The 18,215-nt window shown below is 37.4% G+C and carries 18 protein-coding genes; 8 read left to right on the top strand and 10 right to left on the bottom strand.

Translation table 11 applies throughout. The features are described 5' to 3' along the window. Positions 1-31 precede the first annotated feature (31 nt). Both I6F50_RS04660 and I6F50_RS04665 read left to right on the top strand, forming a co-directional pair. Positions 32-907 (top strand): hypothetical protein, encoded by an 876-nt coding sequence (locus tag I6F50_RS04660; protein ID WP_197118616.1) that lies wholly within the window; start codon positions 32-34, stop codon positions 905-907. A 75-nt stretch (positions 908-982) separates the two neighbouring features. Continuing rightward, the gene (locus I6F50_RS04665; protein WP_007579906.1) at positions 983-1,348 is read left to right on the top strand and encodes a hypothetical protein; all 366 of its coding nucleotides are present in this window, start codon (positions 983-985) and stop codon (positions 1,346-1,348) included. 82 nt (positions 1,349-1,430) lie between these two features. On the opposite strand, the gene I6F50_RS04670 is transcribed toward I6F50_RS04665, so the two are convergent. The 6 genes from I6F50_RS04670 to I6F50_RS04695 form a co-directional block, all read right to left on the bottom strand. After that, on the bottom strand, positions 1,431-4,004 hold the full coding sequence (locus I6F50_RS04670; RefSeq protein WP_197139809.1) for a M1 family metallopeptidase: 2,574 nt from the start codon (positions 4,002-4,004) through the stop codon (positions 1,431-1,433). A 148-nt stretch (positions 4,005-4,152) separates the two neighbouring features. Next, positions 4,153-4,833, bottom strand: a complete 681-nt coding sequence (locus tag I6F50_RS04675) for a hypothetical protein (RefSeq protein WP_024590219.1) — start codon at positions 4,831-4,833, stop codon at positions 4,153-4,155. Positions 4,834-4,932: 99 nt separating this feature from the next. Next, entirely contained in the window at positions 4,933-5,283 is a 351-nt protein-coding gene (locus tag I6F50_RS04680) for a DUF2750 domain-containing protein (RefSeq protein ID WP_165740589.1), read from the bottom strand. A 17-nt stretch (positions 5,284-5,300) separates the two neighbouring features. Continuing rightward, a complete protein-coding gene (locus tag I6F50_RS04685) occupies positions 5,301-5,879 on the bottom strand; it encodes a glutathione S-transferase family protein (RefSeq protein WP_007579913.1) in 579 nt (192 codons plus the stop codon). Between the two features lie 64 nt (positions 5,880-5,943). Next, a complete protein-coding gene (locus tag I6F50_RS04690; protein WP_002958009.1) occupies positions 5,944-6,225 on the bottom strand; it encodes a peptidylprolyl isomerase in 282 nt (93 codons plus the stop codon). 86 nt (positions 6,226-6,311) lie between these two features. Continuing rightward, the gene (locus I6F50_RS04695; RefSeq protein ID WP_024590220.1) at positions 6,312-6,887 is read right to left on the bottom strand and encodes a glutathione peroxidase; all 576 of its coding nucleotides are present in this window, start codon (positions 6,885-6,887) and stop codon (positions 6,312-6,314) included. Between the two features lie 81 nt (positions 6,888-6,968). On the opposite strand from I6F50_RS04695, the gene I6F50_RS04700 reads away from it, so the two are divergent. The 3 genes from I6F50_RS04700 (at position 6,969) to I6F50_RS04710 (ending at position 10,754) form a co-directional block, all read left to right on the top strand. Continuing rightward, entirely contained in the window at positions 6,969-7,457 is a 489-nt protein-coding gene (locus tag I6F50_RS04700; RefSeq protein WP_007579917.1) for a GNAT family N-acetyltransferase, read from the top strand. 119 nt (positions 7,458-7,576) lie between these two features. Next, on the top strand, positions 7,577-9,571 hold the full coding sequence (locus I6F50_RS04705; protein ID WP_197175397.1) for an ATP-binding protein: 1,995 nt from the start codon (positions 7,577-7,579) through the stop codon (positions 9,569-9,571). A 55-nt stretch (positions 9,572-9,626) separates the two neighbouring features. After that, the gene (locus I6F50_RS04710; RefSeq protein WP_165727670.1) at positions 9,627-10,754 is read left to right on the top strand and encodes a PleD family two-component system response regulator; all 1,128 of its coding nucleotides are present in this window, start codon (positions 9,627-9,629) and stop codon (positions 10,752-10,754) included. Positions 10,755-10,800: 46 nt separating this feature from the next. On the opposite strand, the gene queG is transcribed toward I6F50_RS04710, so the two are convergent. The 4 genes from queG to I6F50_RS04730 all read right to left on the bottom strand — a co-directional run bounded on the left by queG (position 10,801) and on the right by I6F50_RS04730 (position 14,834). Continuing rightward, positions 10,801-11,934 (bottom strand): tRNA epoxyqueuosine(34) reductase QueG, encoded by a 1,134-nt coding sequence (queG, locus tag I6F50_RS04715; RefSeq protein ID WP_197139821.1) that lies wholly within the window; start codon positions 11,932-11,934, stop codon positions 10,801-10,803. A gap of 66 nt (positions 11,935-12,000) precedes the next feature. Beyond that, entirely contained in the window at positions 12,001-13,221 is a 1,221-nt protein-coding gene (locus tag I6F50_RS04720; RefSeq protein WP_197118619.1) for a methyl-accepting chemotaxis protein, read from the bottom strand. A gap of 45 nt (positions 13,222-13,266) precedes the next feature. After that, positions 13,267-13,971 carry a glycerophosphodiester phosphodiesterase family protein gene (locus tag I6F50_RS04725; protein WP_165740593.1) on the bottom strand — a complete coding sequence of 235 codons (705 nt, stop codon included), beginning with the start codon at positions 13,969-13,971 and terminating at the stop codon, positions 13,267-13,269. Then, the gene (locus I6F50_RS04730; protein ID WP_010554316.1) at positions 13,968-14,834 is read right to left on the bottom strand and encodes a DMT family transporter; all 867 of its coding nucleotides are present in this window, start codon (positions 14,832-14,834) and stop codon (positions 13,968-13,970) included. The genes I6F50_RS04725 and I6F50_RS04730 overlap by 4 nt, the downstream gene beginning before the upstream one ends. Positions 14,835-15,161: 327 nt before the next feature. Between I6F50_RS04730 and I6F50_RS04735 the strand changes: the two genes are divergently transcribed. The 3 genes from I6F50_RS04735 (at position 15,162) to I6F50_RS04745 (ending at position 17,872) form a co-directional block, all read left to right on the top strand. After that, positions 15,162-16,265, top strand: a complete 1,104-nt coding sequence (locus I6F50_RS04735) for a sensor histidine kinase (RefSeq protein WP_197175399.1) — start codon at positions 15,162-15,164, stop codon at positions 16,263-16,265. Then, the gene (locus I6F50_RS04740; protein WP_058154167.1) at positions 16,262-16,876 is read left to right on the top strand and encodes a DNA-binding response regulator; all 615 of its coding nucleotides are present in this window, start codon (positions 16,262-16,264) and stop codon (positions 16,874-16,876) included. The genes I6F50_RS04735 and I6F50_RS04740 overlap by 4 nt, the downstream gene beginning before the upstream one ends. 261 nt (positions 16,877-17,137) lie before the next feature. Continuing rightward, positions 17,138-17,872: an enoyl-CoA hydratase/isomerase family protein gene (locus I6F50_RS04745; protein WP_197175401.1), complete on the top strand. Its 735-nt coding sequence runs from the start codon at positions 17,138-17,140 to the stop codon at positions 17,870-17,872. Positions 17,873-18,215 lie beyond the last annotated feature (343 nt).

Genomic DNA, 18,215 nt, shown 5'->3' on the forward strand with positions numbered 1-18,215 from the left:
TGAGGTGCTTAAAATTAAAACGAGAGAAAGCATGAAACTTATTAAACCATTACTTGGGGTCTTTTCTATAGCAGCGCTTAGCCCAATTATGGCGCAGGCTAGCATGCCAAAAAGCCAAGTATTACTTGCTGATTTAAATACACCTTTCGGGGTACAAGTTAGTATAGTGAGTGATAAAAACAGTTATAACAACCAACCGTACTTAACAAGTACAGGTTTATACTTTACTCATGAGGTGATTGCAGGTGAGCAAAGCCAAACCGATATTGCTTATTATGATTTAACATCAAAAAAAGTTATTAATATCAGTAACTCTCCCGTAAGCGAATATTCACCAACGGTTATGCCAAGTGGTGATGCAGTATCAGCGATTGTTGTAGAGGCAGATGGTAAGCAAAAACTGTGGCAATACCCACTCAAAAGCGAAGATGCGCCAAGTCGTATTTTTGATTGGATTGAACCTGTTGGGTACCATGCATGGGGTGTTCAAAATGATTTAGTAATGTTTATTTTAGGAAAGCCTCATACTCTTCAATATACTTCTGTTGCACAAGCGAAGGGGAAAATAGCTGCCAGTAATATTGGCCGAACGCTTATTTATAACAACTCTACAGCTGCATTTTTATTTAGTTACACTAAAAACGAGCAACATATTTTAGCGAGTTTTAATCCACAGGATAAACAAGTTGAAGACCTACTAAGGTTACCTGCTCAAGTTCAAGATTTTATTTTGAAAGATGATGCAACTATCGCTTATGCTATTAAAAACCGCGTTTATCAGCGTAAACTTGATGGAAGTGATGAAGTATCGCAATGGCTTAATTTAAGCACCTACTGCGAAACAAATATAACAAGAATGAGTTACAACAATGAAAAACTCGCTTTTGTATGTGATATAACGCAGTAAAGCAGACAAATAAATTCAGATTTTATTGTGTGTATGCGTTAATCTAATACGCAAATTAACTAATAGGGATTACACGTGGCTTATAGTGCAGACGAGCTGACAGAACAGCTCATTAAATTACAGTGTAGAAGTAATTTTAAGATTAAAAATATTGCAGAGTACATGTTAGTAAACTCTAAAGAAGCATTTTATACCCACAGCGAAAGCGGTAAGGGTAAAATAGTAATTCGCCCAGCATTTGAGGTGTTTAGCGATGACTTTAGTGATATTGATGGCGTAACGCGTGCGCAAGGCTACTTTCATAGCAGCGAGATGACACGCTTTCCTACACGTATTTTTAAAAGTGCTCAGCCTATTCACTACGGTGTGGCATTTAAAATAAACTCTGAGCAAGCAGCAAAAGACTTTATTGCTAAGCTAACGATGATTATTGGTAATTAATAAAGCAAAAATATAAACGTAAAAAGCCGCTGAATTTATATTCAGCGGCTTTTGTGTTTTTATAGCTTAATAAACCTAAGGGTTACTTACTTTTTAAGAAGCTATTAACCGATTCTAGTTCACGTGTTTTAAGCGCGATACAATCGTTTGTACTTTCTTCAAGCTTACTTAATGTACGAGCGTAACCGGCTACATCAGCTACTTTTTCGTTAAAAAAGGTCTTTGTTTTAGCTAAGCTTTCTGCATTACAACTCGCCGTTGTAAAGTACGGTAAGTTAGGAATAAAGAAAGGCGGTAAGCTTGCTGTTACTTTATCGTAGTTACTGTAAACCCAGTCAATAAATAACGCTTGGCGCTCATCTGTATAACTTTGACCTGACAAAATAGTACGCATGTCAGAGGCAGTTACTTCATCCGTTAAGCTATAAGCTAATACCGCTTTTTGTAATTCAGGTTTACCAAAAAAGCCCATTGCAGCAAGCATGTTAGTGCGTACTTGTGGATCTTTCGTTGTTTTAAACGTTGTCATGAATTGATCAAGCAGCGCTTTGTCACCATGAAAAGCAGCAAGAGTTAAGTACGTACCCGCTAAGTAAGGGTCTACTTTTTGTGGATCATTTAAATAAACTTGTGTTTGTTCTTTCGCTTTATTAATGACGTTTTGATCTTCACCATCAAAACCTAAGCGTGATACCACGGCCGCACGAAGTTGTGCAATAGCTCCGTCTTCTCCCGCTTTAGCTTCTAAACCATATTTTTTAGCTGCAGGCGTTACTGCATTACGAATAAATTCAGGCCATAGGTCTTTATTGCTATCGTCTTTAAAAGTACGTTGTTGCGATACTAAGTAACCTAGCGCTGTATTTGCTACGCGAGGGTGGCTATCGCTTACGAACACTTCAAGTGTTTGCATTAACTTAGCAGCAGATATAACACCAGCGTCAAGTAGTGCATCAGTAGCCGATAACAACGCTAAGCGTTCACGGTCACTCAGTACGCTTGGCGCCTTTTTAACAAGTGCGCTAAATTGTGCGTCATCCATTACCCAGCGGTAGTAGCCTAGTGCACCTTGGTCAGGATAAATCCATTCTGGCTCAAAGTCTAAGTCTAGCGTTTGGCTTTGTTTATTAAGTAATACATTTGCTGTTTTTACTTTATCGCCAGCACCATATTTAATTGCAACCGGTACATTCCATAACTGCTCTGGCGCATCAACGCCTGCATTTACAAAGCGGCTTTGTGAAATAGTTACTTTGCTACCTTGTTGAGTTACTTTAACTAGTGGGAAAGAAGACTGTTCAATAAACGATTTTAAAACACTCGCTACGTCTTGATTTGATGCTTTACCAAGTGCTTCCCATAGGTCGGCCGCTTCTGCGTTTTTATATGAAAACTCTTTTAAGTAGCTTTGAATACCTTTTTGAAATGCATCTTCGCCAATCCAGTTTTCAACCATAGCAAGTACTGAGCTGCCTTTACTGTAAGCAAGACCTAAACCGTCCATAATGTCAGCTTCGGTTTTAATTGGCTTACGAATAGGCTTGGTGCTTAGGCGTGCATCAAGTGCCATTACGTTGTTTTGTGGCAGGTCTAAGTGCGATTCAAACTCAGGGTTAAGCTGCTTAGTAATTTTTGCAGCCATCCAGCTAGCAAACGCTTCGTTTAACCATAAGTCGTTCCACCATTTCATGGTTACTAAGTTACCGTACCATTGGTGAGCAAGTTCGTGAGCAATAATTGATACATTACGTTGTTTTTTACTGCGTGTTGCGGCAGCTAAATCAACCAATAAAATATCTTCTCTGTAGGTCACTAAGCCTGAGTTTTCCATTGCGCCAAATGGAAACTCTGGTACCGCTACTGAGTCTAATTTTTTGTAAACGTAAGGGATACCAAAATACGCTTCAAGTGCGCCCAGTACTTTTGGCATATTTTCTTTTGCGTATTGGGCTAAGTGAATTTTACCTTGTGGGGTAATTACACGACCAGGAATTGGCATGCCTTTAATTTCTAATTCTTCAAACGGGCCAACAGCCATCGCTACTAGGTATGAAGGGATTGGCGGTGTTTTATCAAAAAAGTGTGTGGTCATATCGCCATTAACTGTTGTTTTTAACTCTGGCGTATTTGAATATACTTTTTGTGATGTAGGCGCAGTAATCGTTAACTGAAATGGAATTTTGTAACTTGGCTCGTCAAAAACAGGAAATGCACGGCGTGCATCACTCATTTCAAATTGAGTAAATAAGTAAGGAGTGCCTTGGTCTAATGTTTTGTATAAACCAACACTTTGACGGTTATATGGCGCTGAAAAATCAACTTTAAGTGTGTATTTACCTGGTTGAATTTGCTCATCACAGCTAAATTTCACTTTACCTGTTTTAAGCATTTCATTGTTTAAATCACAGTTTTCATCACCAAGCAGTTGCGCCATTTTAACAGCGTAAGCTACGCCATTTAACTCAATGTATTTTGTTGGTTTTAGTACTTCTAGGGAAATCTCAGTCATCCCTGTGAATGTATCTTGGCTCGGGTCGAGTGTTAACGACACCTGTTGTGAACTTGGTTTTGCGAGTTTTTCAATAACGAATTCGTTAGCGTTTGCAGCACCCATTGCCAAAGCAACGCTCACTGTTAAGAGGCTTTTAAGAAACATAGTGATCCCTAGATTGTTGTTGTTAGAAACTACCCTAAATAGGCTTTTTTATGCTCATATAATTAGGGGGTTAGATATCCTAACAGTTTTTTTAAATAGAGTAATTGATTATAACGGTGACTTTAAGGGGAAATAGTAACAAAGTTTGTCAGTGGCTTTCGCGCGTTATAAAACGCTGCCAATGCAGGTGTGAGTTAATAATACGTATTTGTTGGACAACGGTATTTAATAAGTGGGTATCGCTAAACACATCGTGTGGATACTCGTTAAAACCCATCAAGTAATTAAAGGCGTCTTTAGAGTTAGCTTGTAGGGCGTATATACGCACTTGTTGCTCAAAGTTAAGACGAAGACTGCTTATTGCTGTTTTCATACCGAGTTGATCTACGTTTGGTATATCACATTTTTGCAGATAACCGGCTCGCTCACCTTCGCCTGAAAACCAAATGCGGACTTTTTCACTGTACCTGCCAGTTTTAGCGGGTAAGTCGAACATTAATCGGTGTTGGTTTTGCGATTTGATGAACGTTATATATTCATTAAATCCAGCATTTATAAGTGCTTGATGTACAGGAACTAAGCGAGGTTTTATTTTACCGTGGGTATGAAAATTAAAGCATAAGACGTTTTTTTCAAGGGACAGATCATCAAGCGTTAAATAACCAATCTCATCGCTATAAGCACCACTATAATATGCAATTAAAGGGAGCCAAAAATGCCAGTGTTTTGGTTGCTCTCGTGCAACTTTAAAATCACCGTATATATATCCATTATAAAGAGTGTGCAGTTCCATGGCTGAAAAGGGCCGGCGACCAAGATGGGTTTTCAACGTAATACCTTGAAAATAATGATGTGTTTTATTTTATACCCAACTAGCAGTAGATGCTAGTCGGGTTTTATTCGCTTTTAACGTAAAGCGTATAAAGTATTATTCACTCAATGCACGAGCTAAACCTGTAGGCTCAATTTCTGTGCATACTTGGTCATCATTCCAGTTAATGCCAACAAGTGCGTTGTCTTCGTTTAAGTCTTCAACCCATGCATCTAAAAACTCATCAAGATTGATTTCTACTGGGCTGTAATCTTTCCACTCTTCTTTACATTGTGCTTTAGCTGCTGCTTCACTTTCCCAAAGCAGTAATACGTCAGTTTCATCAAATTGGTTAGAATCGCACACTACAAAGCCATTATCTTCTGCACCAAGTGCCCAAATTACTTCGCTAATACGTACTTTTTCTACGAAGTTAACTAGTTGTGATTCAATTTCGATATCGCTCATGTGTTTACCCTTTTAAATTAGTGACGAGGATTGGTGTCTATTGCTGCTTGGCGCTCGTCATATTGCTTATGAAAAGCAACAAGCGCTGAATGCTGACTAAAGTCAGCTAATTCGCGAAAGCAAATCCAATCAAGCAGGCAGTATAAACTGATGTTGAGGTATTCACAGCTTTTAAATTCTTCATCGCTTAAATGGGTATTTAAAAAGCTTAATGTTTGTTCAATACGTTCGTTTTGCAGATTAAAAAATAATTTATCGCTTTTGGTGTCAAATCCAGAACGTTTACATAACACCATTTCTACTAACGAATCGTTACAAGCATTTATAGTCGTAAGTAAGTGCTCTTGAGGCCACGTTAGTTTTGGCTGACCTGTTTTTTCAAGTAAATAACGCAATATAGAATTAGAGTCACTAAGAGTTAAGTCGCCATCTACCAGTATTGGGATTTTTCGAGCTGGATTTTTACTGGCCATAGTAGGGCGATCTTGCTCAGAAAATATATCGAGACTTACAAGCTCTAGTTTGCAGCTGTTTTGTTGTGCCCAAATTCTAATGCGGCGCACGTAAGGTGAAGGTACAGAACCAATTAATTGCATAATTACTCCATAAAAAAGCCGCATAAGCGGCTTTTATCAAATGTTACTTACAGTACAGTTAAATTTATTCTGAACGGCTAGTAACTTCAAGTAAATGATAACCAAATTGAGTTTGCACAGGGCCTTGTACTTGATTAATTGGCGCAGAAAACACAACTTTATCAAACTCTGGAACCATCATACCAGGGCCAAACTCACCAAGTGCACCGCCATCCTGACCTGAAGGACAATTAGAATGTGCTTTTGCTAGTTCAGCAAAGTCTTCGCCTTGCTCAATTTTTGTTTTTAAGTCTAAGCATTGTGCTTCACTGTCTACAAGTATATGTCGTGCGCTTGCTACTGTCATAAAATCTCCCGAGTATAGTGTGGTGTTTTTTTAACCGAATTGAAATATCATTCTAGTTAGTTTCAACTAATTGTACCAGTATAAACTTATTTATCAGAAAACGCAGTTTCAATTGCAGTAATCATTTGCTCTGAATTAGGTGCCACTTTGCTGTTAAACCGTAAAACTGTTTTACGATCAGCAGACACTAAGTATTTATAAAAGTTCCAATTTGGAGAGCTAGTTTGCTCATTCAAATATTTAAAAATTGGATTTGCTTCGCTACCACGAACTTTGCTGGTGGCAAACATGGGAAAAGTTACACCATAATTTACAAAGCATACTTTCGCTGTTTCTTTTTCATTGTCTTCTTCTTGAAAAAAGTCATCAGAGGGGAACCCTAATACGACTAAACCTTGCTCTTTGTATTGTTGATATAGCGCTTCAAGGCCTTTAAATTGATATGTAAAACCACAATTACTTGCCGTGTTTACTATTAACAAAGGTTTATTTTTAAATTGGCACAAGTTAATAGATTCTTTTGAGCGAAGCTTTCGTATATCTACATTGGTAAAATCTTGGCAGTCCTGTGTAGAGGTTTTATTTATGATTGATGGTGTTTGAGCTTGAAGGGGAGCATTAATAAGTAAAGCCGTTAAACCTATTATAATTATTTTAAGCATTACATTACCTAAACTTTACGATTGTTTGATTGGATAATCATACGCTAATATGGAACAAATTGATCAACCCTCTAATGACCTATGACAATCCGTTTAGCAACTATTAATGATCTTAATGAAATTGTAGCCATTTACAACGAAACTATTGCAGGGCGAATGGTAACTGCAGATACGCAAGAAGTGAGCGTTGACGAAAAGCGTGACTGGTTTAATAGCCACAACGATAAAAGGCCTATTTACGTTTACTGCGAAAATAACCAAGTACTTGCTTGGGTAAGTTATAAATCGTTTTATGGGCGCCCAGCTTACGACGGCACAGTAGAAATGAGCATTTACATTACCAGTAAAGCGCAAGGTAAAGGGCTTGGTAAAAAGCTAATGATATTTGCTCAAACACAAGCTAAGCAATTAAATATTAAAGTATTACTCGGCTTTATTTTTAGTCATAACTTACCGAGTGTTAAATTATTTAAGCATTTTGATTTTGCAATATGGGGTGAGTTGCCAAGCGTTGCCATAATGGATGATAAGGCGTATAGCCTTACTATTTTTGGAAAACATCTGGAATAAATTATTTTTCATAATGTTGTAATATTTTTTTACAAAATAAGACGAAGGGTTTATGCCAATTAAATAAAAATAGTCTACGCTATTATCATATTAAGTTTATTAATTTGAAGTGTAGCTTGATGATTCGAAAAATATTAATTGTTGATAGTAGCAGTGTCATCGCAATGCGTGTGAAAGTGCTTTTAGAATTAATAGGATGTGAAGTCGAATTAATTCATTTCAGCATGCTAGACATGTATACCAATATAGGCGACTACGACTTAGTTGTTGTTGCCCATGGTGTGCCTGTTGATTCTATAAAACCGCTTGTTAGCCAAGTAGCGCAAGAGCGTTTTATGCTGCTTGCTCCAAAAGCACAAAGTGGTGAGCAACTAACTGCGTTTAGTGAGCTAAATCATGTTGCGCCTGACGCAACCGTGATCTACCCATTTTTTTCTAATAAAGAAATTACTTCTCTTTTAGAGAGCCTACTAGAATTAGGCTCTAATCATATTTTGCAATTACCCGCTATTTTACTCGTCGATCATGTTCCTGAGCGCCTCGAAAAAATGAAAAGCAGCTTGATTGGTGCTCATATCGAGACCCATACAGCAACCACCTCTGCAGAAGCTTTAGAAATTACGAAAGAAAAGAAAATCGATATACTGATAAGTGATTTTGTTTTAGATGACGGAACCGGTTTAGAAATTTTTTCAAACTTAAAAATAATGCAACCACATTGCCGTTGCTTATTATTTACCTCACGTCCCGATCAAGTTTCAATGATTGAAGCTATTCGTCAAGGTGTAGAAGACGTACTTATTAAGCCATTGAACGACAGCTCATTATTACAATCAATACATAAACTGTGGCAAACAGAGTTATTAAAACGCCATAACGCAGAACTTGTCGAAAGGCTACAAGATACGGTTGATGCCCTGATTGAAAAAGACAGCCTACTTCAGGTTATTTATAAGCATACGCCTGATGCAATTATGTTGTTTGAGAAATGCGGTAGAGTGATAGAAGCTAATGATGCTTGTTTAAAACTATTTAACTTACCGTTTAACGAACTAGAAGGTAAATCAGTATTTAGCTTTTTAGATGATGATTCAACGTTAGGTATTAAAAATAAAATTTCGACACTAAACAGCAATCGCCAATTTAGCTGCGACTTACGTTTATCTAAAACTGCAGGGGGCTATATACCGTTAGTGGGATCTTTTAATGAGATAGATCACCATGGTGAAATAGCACTTGCCGTAATATTTAAAAATGTAACCCACCTTAAGCAAAAAGAAGATTTACTACTTGAAGCAAAAGATATCCTTGAAGAGCAAGTAAGAGCGCGTACTTCACAGCTTGAACATGCAAAAAATATTGCTGAAGCTGCAAACTTAAGTAAATCAGAGTTTTTAGCAAACATGTCGCATGAACTTCGCACACCAATGCACTCTATTTTAAGCTTTTCGCGTTTTGGTTTAAGCAAATTAGAAACTGGAGATTTTGCAAAAGAGAAACTAATTAAATACCTATCGCGAATAGAGAGTAGTGGTGAGCGTTTACTGTCGTTACTAAATAATTTACTCGACCTATCTAAGCTTGATGTGGGTAAGTTTCCATTTAATCCTCGTCCATATAATTTAGCGAACATTATAAAAACAAGTATTGATGATGTATCTGGTACGGCAATGGAAAAAGAAATTGAGGTTGTATTCACCGCGCAGCCGCTACCTGTAATTTCGCAGTGTGATGAAGAGCAAATAAACCAGTTACTTCGAAACGTATTAGGTAATGCACTCAAATTTAGTGAACCAAAAAGTAAAATACAGATAAATTTAGAGTCAGATAGTCGATTTGCTACCATAGAGGTTACCGATAATGGGGTCGGTATACCAGAAGATGAGCTGGAACATATTTTTACTAAGTTTGTACAAAGCAGCAAAACAAATAGCGGTGCCGGTGGTACCGGATTGGGCCTTGCATTGTGTAGAGAGTTTGTGTCTTTACATCAAGGTGAGATCACTGCACGTAACAACGAAAATGGTGGTGCAACTATATCTATACAGGTGCCATTAGAAATAAATCTAGATGATCATTTGGCTGAAGATCAATTAATACAACACAGTAATTAATTGCTAGTTAGCATACCAAGTAACTTTTTTTGAGAATTTGAATGGATGATAAATTATGGCCTTAACTAAAATACTTGCCGTTGATGACGAACCCTTTAACCTTGAAATTATTGAGGAGATTTTAGAGGATCTTGATTTTGAATTACAAGTAGCAACAAGTGGTCCTGAGTGTTTAAACATGGTTGAAGGCTATATGCCTCAGGTTATATTGCTCGACGTAAGTATGCCGCAAATGAACGGCTATGAAGTATGTAAGGCACTTAAAGCAAACCCAAATACAGCACACATTATTGTTATGTTTGTGTCTGCTCGTGGCACAGTTGAAGAGCGTATGGAAGGCTACTCGGTTGGTGCAGAAGACTATATTGTAAAACCCTTTGGCCATGATGAACTTAAGTCAAAGCTTAAAAATTTAAACCAAGTACTTGTTGAAAAACAAAGCCTTGAAAAGCAAGTTGAAGATGCTACATCAACTGCATTTAATGCCATGGCTAACAGCAGTGAAATGGGGCAGATAGTTAACTACGTTGAAAACATAGGCTTTATTAACGACCCTCAAGAGCTAGGTAAAGCGCTTATAGATTGCCTACAATCTTTTGATTTGCAAAGTAATGTTGAGTTTAGAGAGAACGATGAAATTAGTCACTTTGCATTAAGCGGCGTGTGTTCACCTATTGTGGTGGAGCTATTTGAAATGCTTAAAAACAAAGGGCGTTTACATGAATTTTCGCATCGAATTTTAGTTAACTATGAATTGATTAGCTTACTTATTTTAAATATGCCTGATCACGATCCAGATAAACACGGGCGTATACGCGACCACGTATGTTTTATTGTCAGTGTTACCGAGCAGCAACTACGCGCCATCATGACTAAGAAAATGCTTGAATCACAACAGGCAAAACTTAATGCCGTAGCAAGTACAGTTCACAGTAAGTTTCATGGCTTAATTAGCTTATTGAATGACAACCGTCAAAACAACGAAAAAGTGTTTAAACAGTTACAAGAAGAGCTCGAAGAACGTATCCCATCAATGGGATTAGATGAAGATCAGGAGGTGTTTATTTATAAAAAAGTAGATGAAACTATCCAAAACTCAGTGGCCAGAGAGGAGTCTGTTAAACAGGTAAAAGCAGCTTTTGCTGAAATTGAGCAAGACCTGTCATTGCTTTTAAAGAGCTAAATATATTTAATTAAATAATGTTACTTTAAGGCTTACTCCAACTGCATTATGCATCTCTGGGTAAGCCTTTTTCTACGATTCTGATTAACCTAGCCGTTTTACGAATTTGTAATCGTTGTTTATCGTTTTGTTGAGCAAGCGCCCATTCAATATGTTCTAAAACAAGCTCGCTGGATATTTGGCTTTTATCTTGTAAAGCATGAATAATAGCCGGGCTAAACTCTGCATTACCTAAACCGACCGCTATATTACGTAACCAACGTTCGTGACCTATGCGGCGAATAGGGCTGCCTTCGGTATTTTTTAAAAATGTAGGCTCATCCCAAGCAAATAGCTCAAGTAAATCTTTATTTTTTAATTGAGTACGAGGATGAAAATCATTTTCATCCGTTATTTGTCCATAACGATTCCAAGGGCATACCAACTGGCAATCATCACAACCATAGATACGGTTGCCTAATAAAGTTCGGTATTGTTCGGGTATGGGGCCTTGGTGTTCTATCGTTAAGTACGATATGCATTTACGTGCATCAACAACGTAAGGCTCTACAATTGCACCTGTTGGGCAAAGAGTAATACAAGCAACACATTTTCCGCAGCCTTCAAACGTGTTCTCTGCATCTATTGGTAGAGGTAAATCAATAAATAGTTCGCCTAAAAAAAACCACGATCCTGCTTCTTGATTAATTAATAACGAATGCTTACCACGCCACCCTAAACCGGCTTTTTCGGCAAGTTGACGCTCAAGTACCGGGGCTGAATCTACAAATGGCCTAAAGCCATATTCGCCAATTTCTTGCTCTATTTTTTGGCCAAGTTTTTTTAAACGATTACGCATTAATTTATGGTAATCACGACCCAGTGCATAACGACTTATGTATGCTTTTTCTTTATTTTTTAAGGTTTTTGCAAAGCCAGCATCGGGAGGAAGATAATTCATTTTTACGGATATAACACGCTGTGTACCAGGTACTAATTCAGCAGGGCGAGCGCGTTTCATGCCGTGAGCAGCCATATAATCCATCGAGCCGTGGTAGCCAGCATCAAGCCAGCGTTGCAATTGGGCTTCGTGCTTAGATAGGTCAATATCAGTAATACCTACTTCGCTAAAACCAAGCTCTTGCCCCCAGGTTTTTATTTGCAGGGCTAATTTTTCATAGTTTGGGGTAGGGTTGCTCACACACTTCACACACTTAAATTAATAGCTGCGTAATTTACCATATTTCTCTAAGCCCGAAAACGCTTCTTAGCGCACGAAGCGCTTTAACTGTTGTTGGGTTTGTAAGCTTAACTGTTGAGATTGCTCGCTATCGGCTAATGCCGTATCTATTTGCTGTTTAGCTTGCTCACCTAAAGCTACTATTTGCTCTACCGATTGGTGAGTATTAGTTTGAGTGCCCTCAAGCATATGCACAGCACTGGCTATTTGTTGTAGTTGCTGTTGGTTGTGCTCAAACTCACTAAGCATTTTTGTAAAACCCTCGGAGGTTGCACTAATTGAGCTTTGTGCGTTATTGGAGTGAGTCATTAATTGCTCTGACTCTTTATTTGTTTCATTTACTAGCTCATTCATTTGAGTAATAAAGTCGCTTATTTGCCTAGTTGCGCCACTGACCTTTATTGAAAGTGTGCGTACTTCGTCTGCAACTACGGCAAACCCTCTGCCAGCTTCACCCGCTCTAGCTGCTTCTATTGCGGCGTTAAGGGCTAACAAATTAGTTTGATCAGAAAACTCTTCAACCATTTTTAAAATACTACGAATGTTTTCACTGTTCTCTTTCAGTCCCGCAATTGTATTTGAAAAGCTACCTAGCATATTAGTAATAAGTTTAACCTGCTTTACTAAAGCAGCGAGCTCTGATGCAGATAGTTTTACAAAGTTAAGGTGTTCATTATTAACGTTATGCACGCTATCTGTATTATTTACTATGTTTTGTAAGCTTTGGGTTATTTGCATACTGGCATTAATAATACTGTGGCTTAACTGTATTTGTTGCTCACTTGATTGCTCAGTATTTTTCATCGATTCAGTGACTTGTATATTACTGTGTGCACTAGCTTGAGCACTGTTATATGTTGTGCTGAGTAACTCACTTAAATGGGCAGTAAATATATTATATTGTGAACTTAAATCTTTAAATTCGTCATACGAAAAGTGGGGAAGTTTTGCTGCTAAATTTGCATCTTGTTGGTTTATTTTTATCAAAGTATCGCGCATAGCAGTAACAGGGCGAACAATTAAAAAACGCATATAAAAAAGAGTAAAAATAAAACCAGATATAATAACAAGCGTAAGCAGCCAAAATAGCCCTGTACTTTGCTGTTGTTCGCTTAAACTCTGATGCAGCCAAAATAACGTAATTGCTTGGAACAATAATACAAAACTTAAATTACCGATTATTTTACGCGTTAACGTAAAAAAGAATGTTTGCTCTATATAGTTATAAATTTTCATAAAACTACTCATTATGCTTAAGCCCTACGATTCTTATTTTAGTTAGGGAGGTGTAAGTTAGCTTTTTTGTAACGATAACAAGTAAGCTTTGGTTCGCGCTGGGTAATTTGTAAAAATTCCGTCTATGCCATACTCAAGCATTAGCGCTATATCTTGTTCTCTATCGACCGTATAAGCATAAATCTTTAAGCCTCTTTTTTTTGCATCATCGGCAAAAGCCTTATTTATAAAGGTTTTATCTGCATGTACGCTATAAGCGTTTAAATCACTTGCAAACTTTGCATAGTTAATTGGAATAGAAGAAGTAAGGGCGCCTATTTTAAGCCATGGTAGCTTGCTTTTAAGCCACTGTAGTTGATGATGATCAAACGATGATACTAAAATATTCGCTTTCGATATTTTGTTAGCTTCAATATTTTCTTCAAGTTGAGCCACAAACCTTTCTAGTTCAAATGTATGTTTAAGCTCAATATTTAATAAAGATTTATTGTTATTCCAATCAAACAACTGTTGAAGAGTGGGAATTTTTTCACCATTTCCAGCATCAAGTTTAGAGAGTTCATGTGCCGTAAAGTTACTCACTCTACCTTTACCGCTGGTGGTTCTATCGAGCCATGAGTCGTGTATTAACATGTAATCATCGATGGAACTTTGAATATCTACTTCAATACCATCAACACCTACTTTTAACGCTTCTAAAATAGCGCTTTTGGTGTTTTCAGGAAAATCCCCACTGGCACCACGGTGTGCAAATACTTTCATTGTCGAGCCTTTTTAGTGATTGACCACGTTTCAAAACAAGCGGCACTAACAATAAGTGCTCCACCAACTAACGTCATAACAGTAGGACGTTCATGAATAATTACTATAGCCAGTATGGTGCCATAAAGTGGTTGTAAGCAAGAAATTAACCCCGCAGTTGCCGCTGATAAATGCTTTAAACTTGCTGCAAATAACGAGTGCGGTGTAGCTGTAAAAATAACACCCGCTATGGCAATTAAAATTAGGTCGTGATGACTAACCTCATATACCGGCACTTCTATAAATGCGCACAGCATAATGCTTGCCACTAAGGTTTGATAAAACATCGTTTGCGGGCCACCATATTGGCTAAAGTAGCGCTTATGGGTAATGTTTCTGATTGAAAAAAACAATGCCGATATCACACCTGTTATTACACCTAAGGTTACATCGTCGCCCAAGTTTGCACTTGGTACTAACAGGTAAATCCCTAAAACAACCACCGCCGCACTTATTATATCTTTTGCTTTTGGCCTGCTTTTATTAAATAAGGGCTCTAAAAATACCGTCATTACGGGGTAGCTAAAAAATGCCAACATCCCAATTGTTATACCGGCCATTTGCATACCAGCAAAATAGGTTACCCAGTGAATACCCACCGCAACACCTAAAAATAATGCAATAAGGTAGTCTTTAGGCTTGTTTAGTTTAATTTGTTTTTTTTGAAAATACAGCATGGCTAAAATAGCCATTCCTGCAATTGCAGTTCTGTAAACGGTAATATCTAAAGCATTTAAACCAATAAGCTTGGCAAATAAAGCGGTTCCGCCAAAAAGTAATACCGCTATGTGCAAATAAATTAAACTTTGCTGCTGAGATTGCATTTAGTTTCCTTGTTGTACTTTTTGAACATATTAACATTGCTTAAAAATTCTTAAGATGAATTTTTTTATCGCATGACAAATGTCATAAAAGTTGATGACACTTCACACTCTTATTATTTTTGTACGCTGGCATAGTTACCTTACTCAACAGGGGATAATTATGAATTCTTTAATTTTAATCAGCTTAACTATTAATGAAGTGCTAGAGGCATTAAGTTTTACGATTACGTACGCAGATTGCTTTATGCTGGCATGCATTTTTATGTTATTTATATTTATTAATAAAAATAGTCCTATAAGTAAAAATAATATGCCAGAGGTATTTGTATGAGCTCGCTTAACTCCTTTTCTCAACAAAGTGATAAAGGTTTTTGGAAATATGGGCATTTAATTTTTACAGGCTTTTATTTACTCCCATTAATAATTAATTTTGCGAGCTTTACTGCTAACCAAATAACGATGTCTTTAGCCTTTTATGTTGCTTTTATTCTTCTATATGTAAAAGCAATAAACTGTAAAAGTGCAGGGGTGACCAAGTTGTTTGTAGCCATGCTATTAATTTGTTTTTGCGCCACGTTTTACACCACAGGTACTCCTACTTTATTTGGCTTTGCAGCGTACGTAGCAGGCTATGCATACAGCTATCATCAAAGAATTTATGCTGCACTCGCGATTATATCTATGGTTTTATTAAGCGCATATATTGGTGATATAGGGAAGGTGCAATACTTTTTAGCCGTTGCTTTGATTTTATGTGCAGCCTTATTTAGTTACGGTATTGCAGCTAAAAGAGAGAGCCTGTACAAAAAACGTGAGCAAGAAAACGCTAACCAATTAGAGCAATTAGCAGCAATTGCTGAGCGTGAACGGATAGCCCGCGACTTGCACGATATTTTAGGTCACTCATTGTCATCTATTGCTTTAAAAGCTGAGCTTGCCAATAAATTAAACCAAGGCGAGCGTTACGCTCAAGCAAATAGCGAAATTGCACAAGTGGCCGATCTGGCAAGGCAGTTACTCAGTGATGTAAGAAGCGCCGTTAGTGATTTAAAACAGCTTAACCTTGTTAGCCAAGTAGCACAGTTAAAACAAAGATTAATAGAGCAAGACTTTAACGTTTCATTTAATGTAGTTTTAAATACTCTACCCGCTAAAGTAGAGGGCATCGCAGGCCTTATAATTAAAGAAGCCGTTACCAATTTGCTACGTCATAGCAGCACAAAAAATTGCGAAATAAATATAGAACAAACAGCGCAGCAGCTACTCATTACCGTTATTGATCGTGCACCGTGCTCTACATTAAATTCGGGCAATGGCCTAAATGGTATTAAAGAGCGAGCAGAGCAACTCAATGGCAGTGCAACATTTACCTGTGGCGATATTTTTACTTTAAATGTAATGCTACCAATTTCAGCTAAGGATTTACAATGATCAGAGTGTATTTAGTGGAAGATCAAGCGCTTGTGCGCGACGCAGTAGCAGCATTGTTAGGACTCGATTTTAATATTGAGATTATTGGGCAAGCAAGTAACGGGCAAGATGCACTTAATGCAATTGAAGCACTTGATAGTGATTTACATCCCGATATAATTTTAACCGATATAGAAATGCCAACCATGAATGGTATAGAGCTGAGTGAAAAAATAGCCGCTAAGTTCCCCGCTATAAAAATGGTTATTATGACCACATTTTCTCGTGCGGGTTATATTAGGCGAGCGCTTACGGCAGGCGTTAAAGGTTTTATTTTAAAAGAAGCACCCAGTGAAGAGCTAATAAATGCGCTTAAAAAAGTAATGCAGGGACAAAAAGTGATAGACCCAGAGCTTGCTATCAATGCATTAGACGACGCAGATCCGCTTACAGATAAAGAACGCAAAGCACTTAAACTTGCAAGCGACGGCCTTAAAACAAGCGACATAGCCAAGCAGTTATTTATAAGTGAAGGTACCACACGTAATTATTTATCAGACGCTATTGCTAAGCTAAACGCCACTAACCGTATAGATGCTGCGCGTATAGCTAAACAAAAAGGATGGCTTTAAATAGTGGGTTTATAAATTATAAGCAAAGTATTACTATGTTATACCAATCTGCTTATATATGGGGTCTATTTAACGTTAAGAAAATTACGCTAGAACTAGGCAAAAATTTTTGTATCTAGTGTTCTAAATAAAAATTTTTTAACGACGTTATAGTGAAATTTAATTCGTTAAATTGATCAAAGATTTATGCAGGTTGGTATTACTTATAAAAGTAACGAACAGTGCTTAAAGTTAGCTTAAAAAGCGTTAAAAGAGGGTTTAATGGCAAATCTAATAGAACTAATAACTAAAAATAGTACTGCAATACTCACTATGAATACCGCTGAAAACCGCCACAATCCAGCGTTTGTGGCTGAGTTTAATTTACACCTTGACCATATTGAAGCAGATCAAAATATTAAGTCAGTTATTTTAACGTCTGCGAGTGACAAAAACTGGTCATTGGGCATCGACCTTCAATGGATGTCTAATCCAAGTATTTTACCTGCTGCAATTTCTGACTTTATGATTCAAATAAGTGACTTGTTTAAGCGCATAGTTACTTTTCCTATGCCTATAATTGCTGCGTTAAACGGGCATACCTATGGCAATGGTTCTGTGCTTGCATGTGCGTGCGATTTTAGATTTATGAAGTCAGACAAAGGTTTTTTTTGTTTTCCTGAAGTTGATGTAATGGTGCCTTTTGTACCGTCGATGTTTCCTATAATTAATAAAGCTATCTCGCAAACATTCTTTAATCGTTTAGCTATGTCAGGAGAGCGTGTTGGTGCACAGCAGTTGCTAGACAATAAAGTGGTTGAAGCTGTGTTTGCAAATAACGACGAACTACAAGCCGGTGTACTTGAGTTTGCCCAGCAGTTTAATAAAAACCGTTGGATTTACGCTCAAAACAAAACACAAATGAATAAACAAATTTTGCTTACAATGAAAGAAGAAGATCCAAGCTTTATTGATAATATAAGTAAATTGCTCTGGAAAAACCTACAAAAAAAATAGTATAAATAACCTGAACTCTGGTTAAGAGATTTACTGACGTATTGAATCATGTTGATATTTAAATTTATTTTCTCTAGCCAGAGATTTTCAGTGAAAACAAGGCGAATTTACGCGTCAATAGCTGGCCTATTGTAAGTATATTCAACGCTGTTAGCGCTGAAAATAGCTGCTCGAGATAGATTTATTATCCAGAGCTCAGGTTATAAATAAATATTTAGCGCGAAAGGGTTTTAGCATTGCTACGAGATGATTAAACACTTTGCAGTTAAGGGGTCGTTAAGCCCCATTGCGCTAGATTTTTAAACTATACAGCAAGGTAAACAGCAGGGTAAAAGCGCTTTCT

This window comes from Pseudoalteromonas sp. NZS127_1 (assembly GCF_015864295.1).
GTDB classification, from domain to species: domain Bacteria; phylum Pseudomonadota; class Gammaproteobacteria; order Enterobacterales; family Alteromonadaceae; genus Pseudoalteromonas; species Pseudoalteromonas arctica.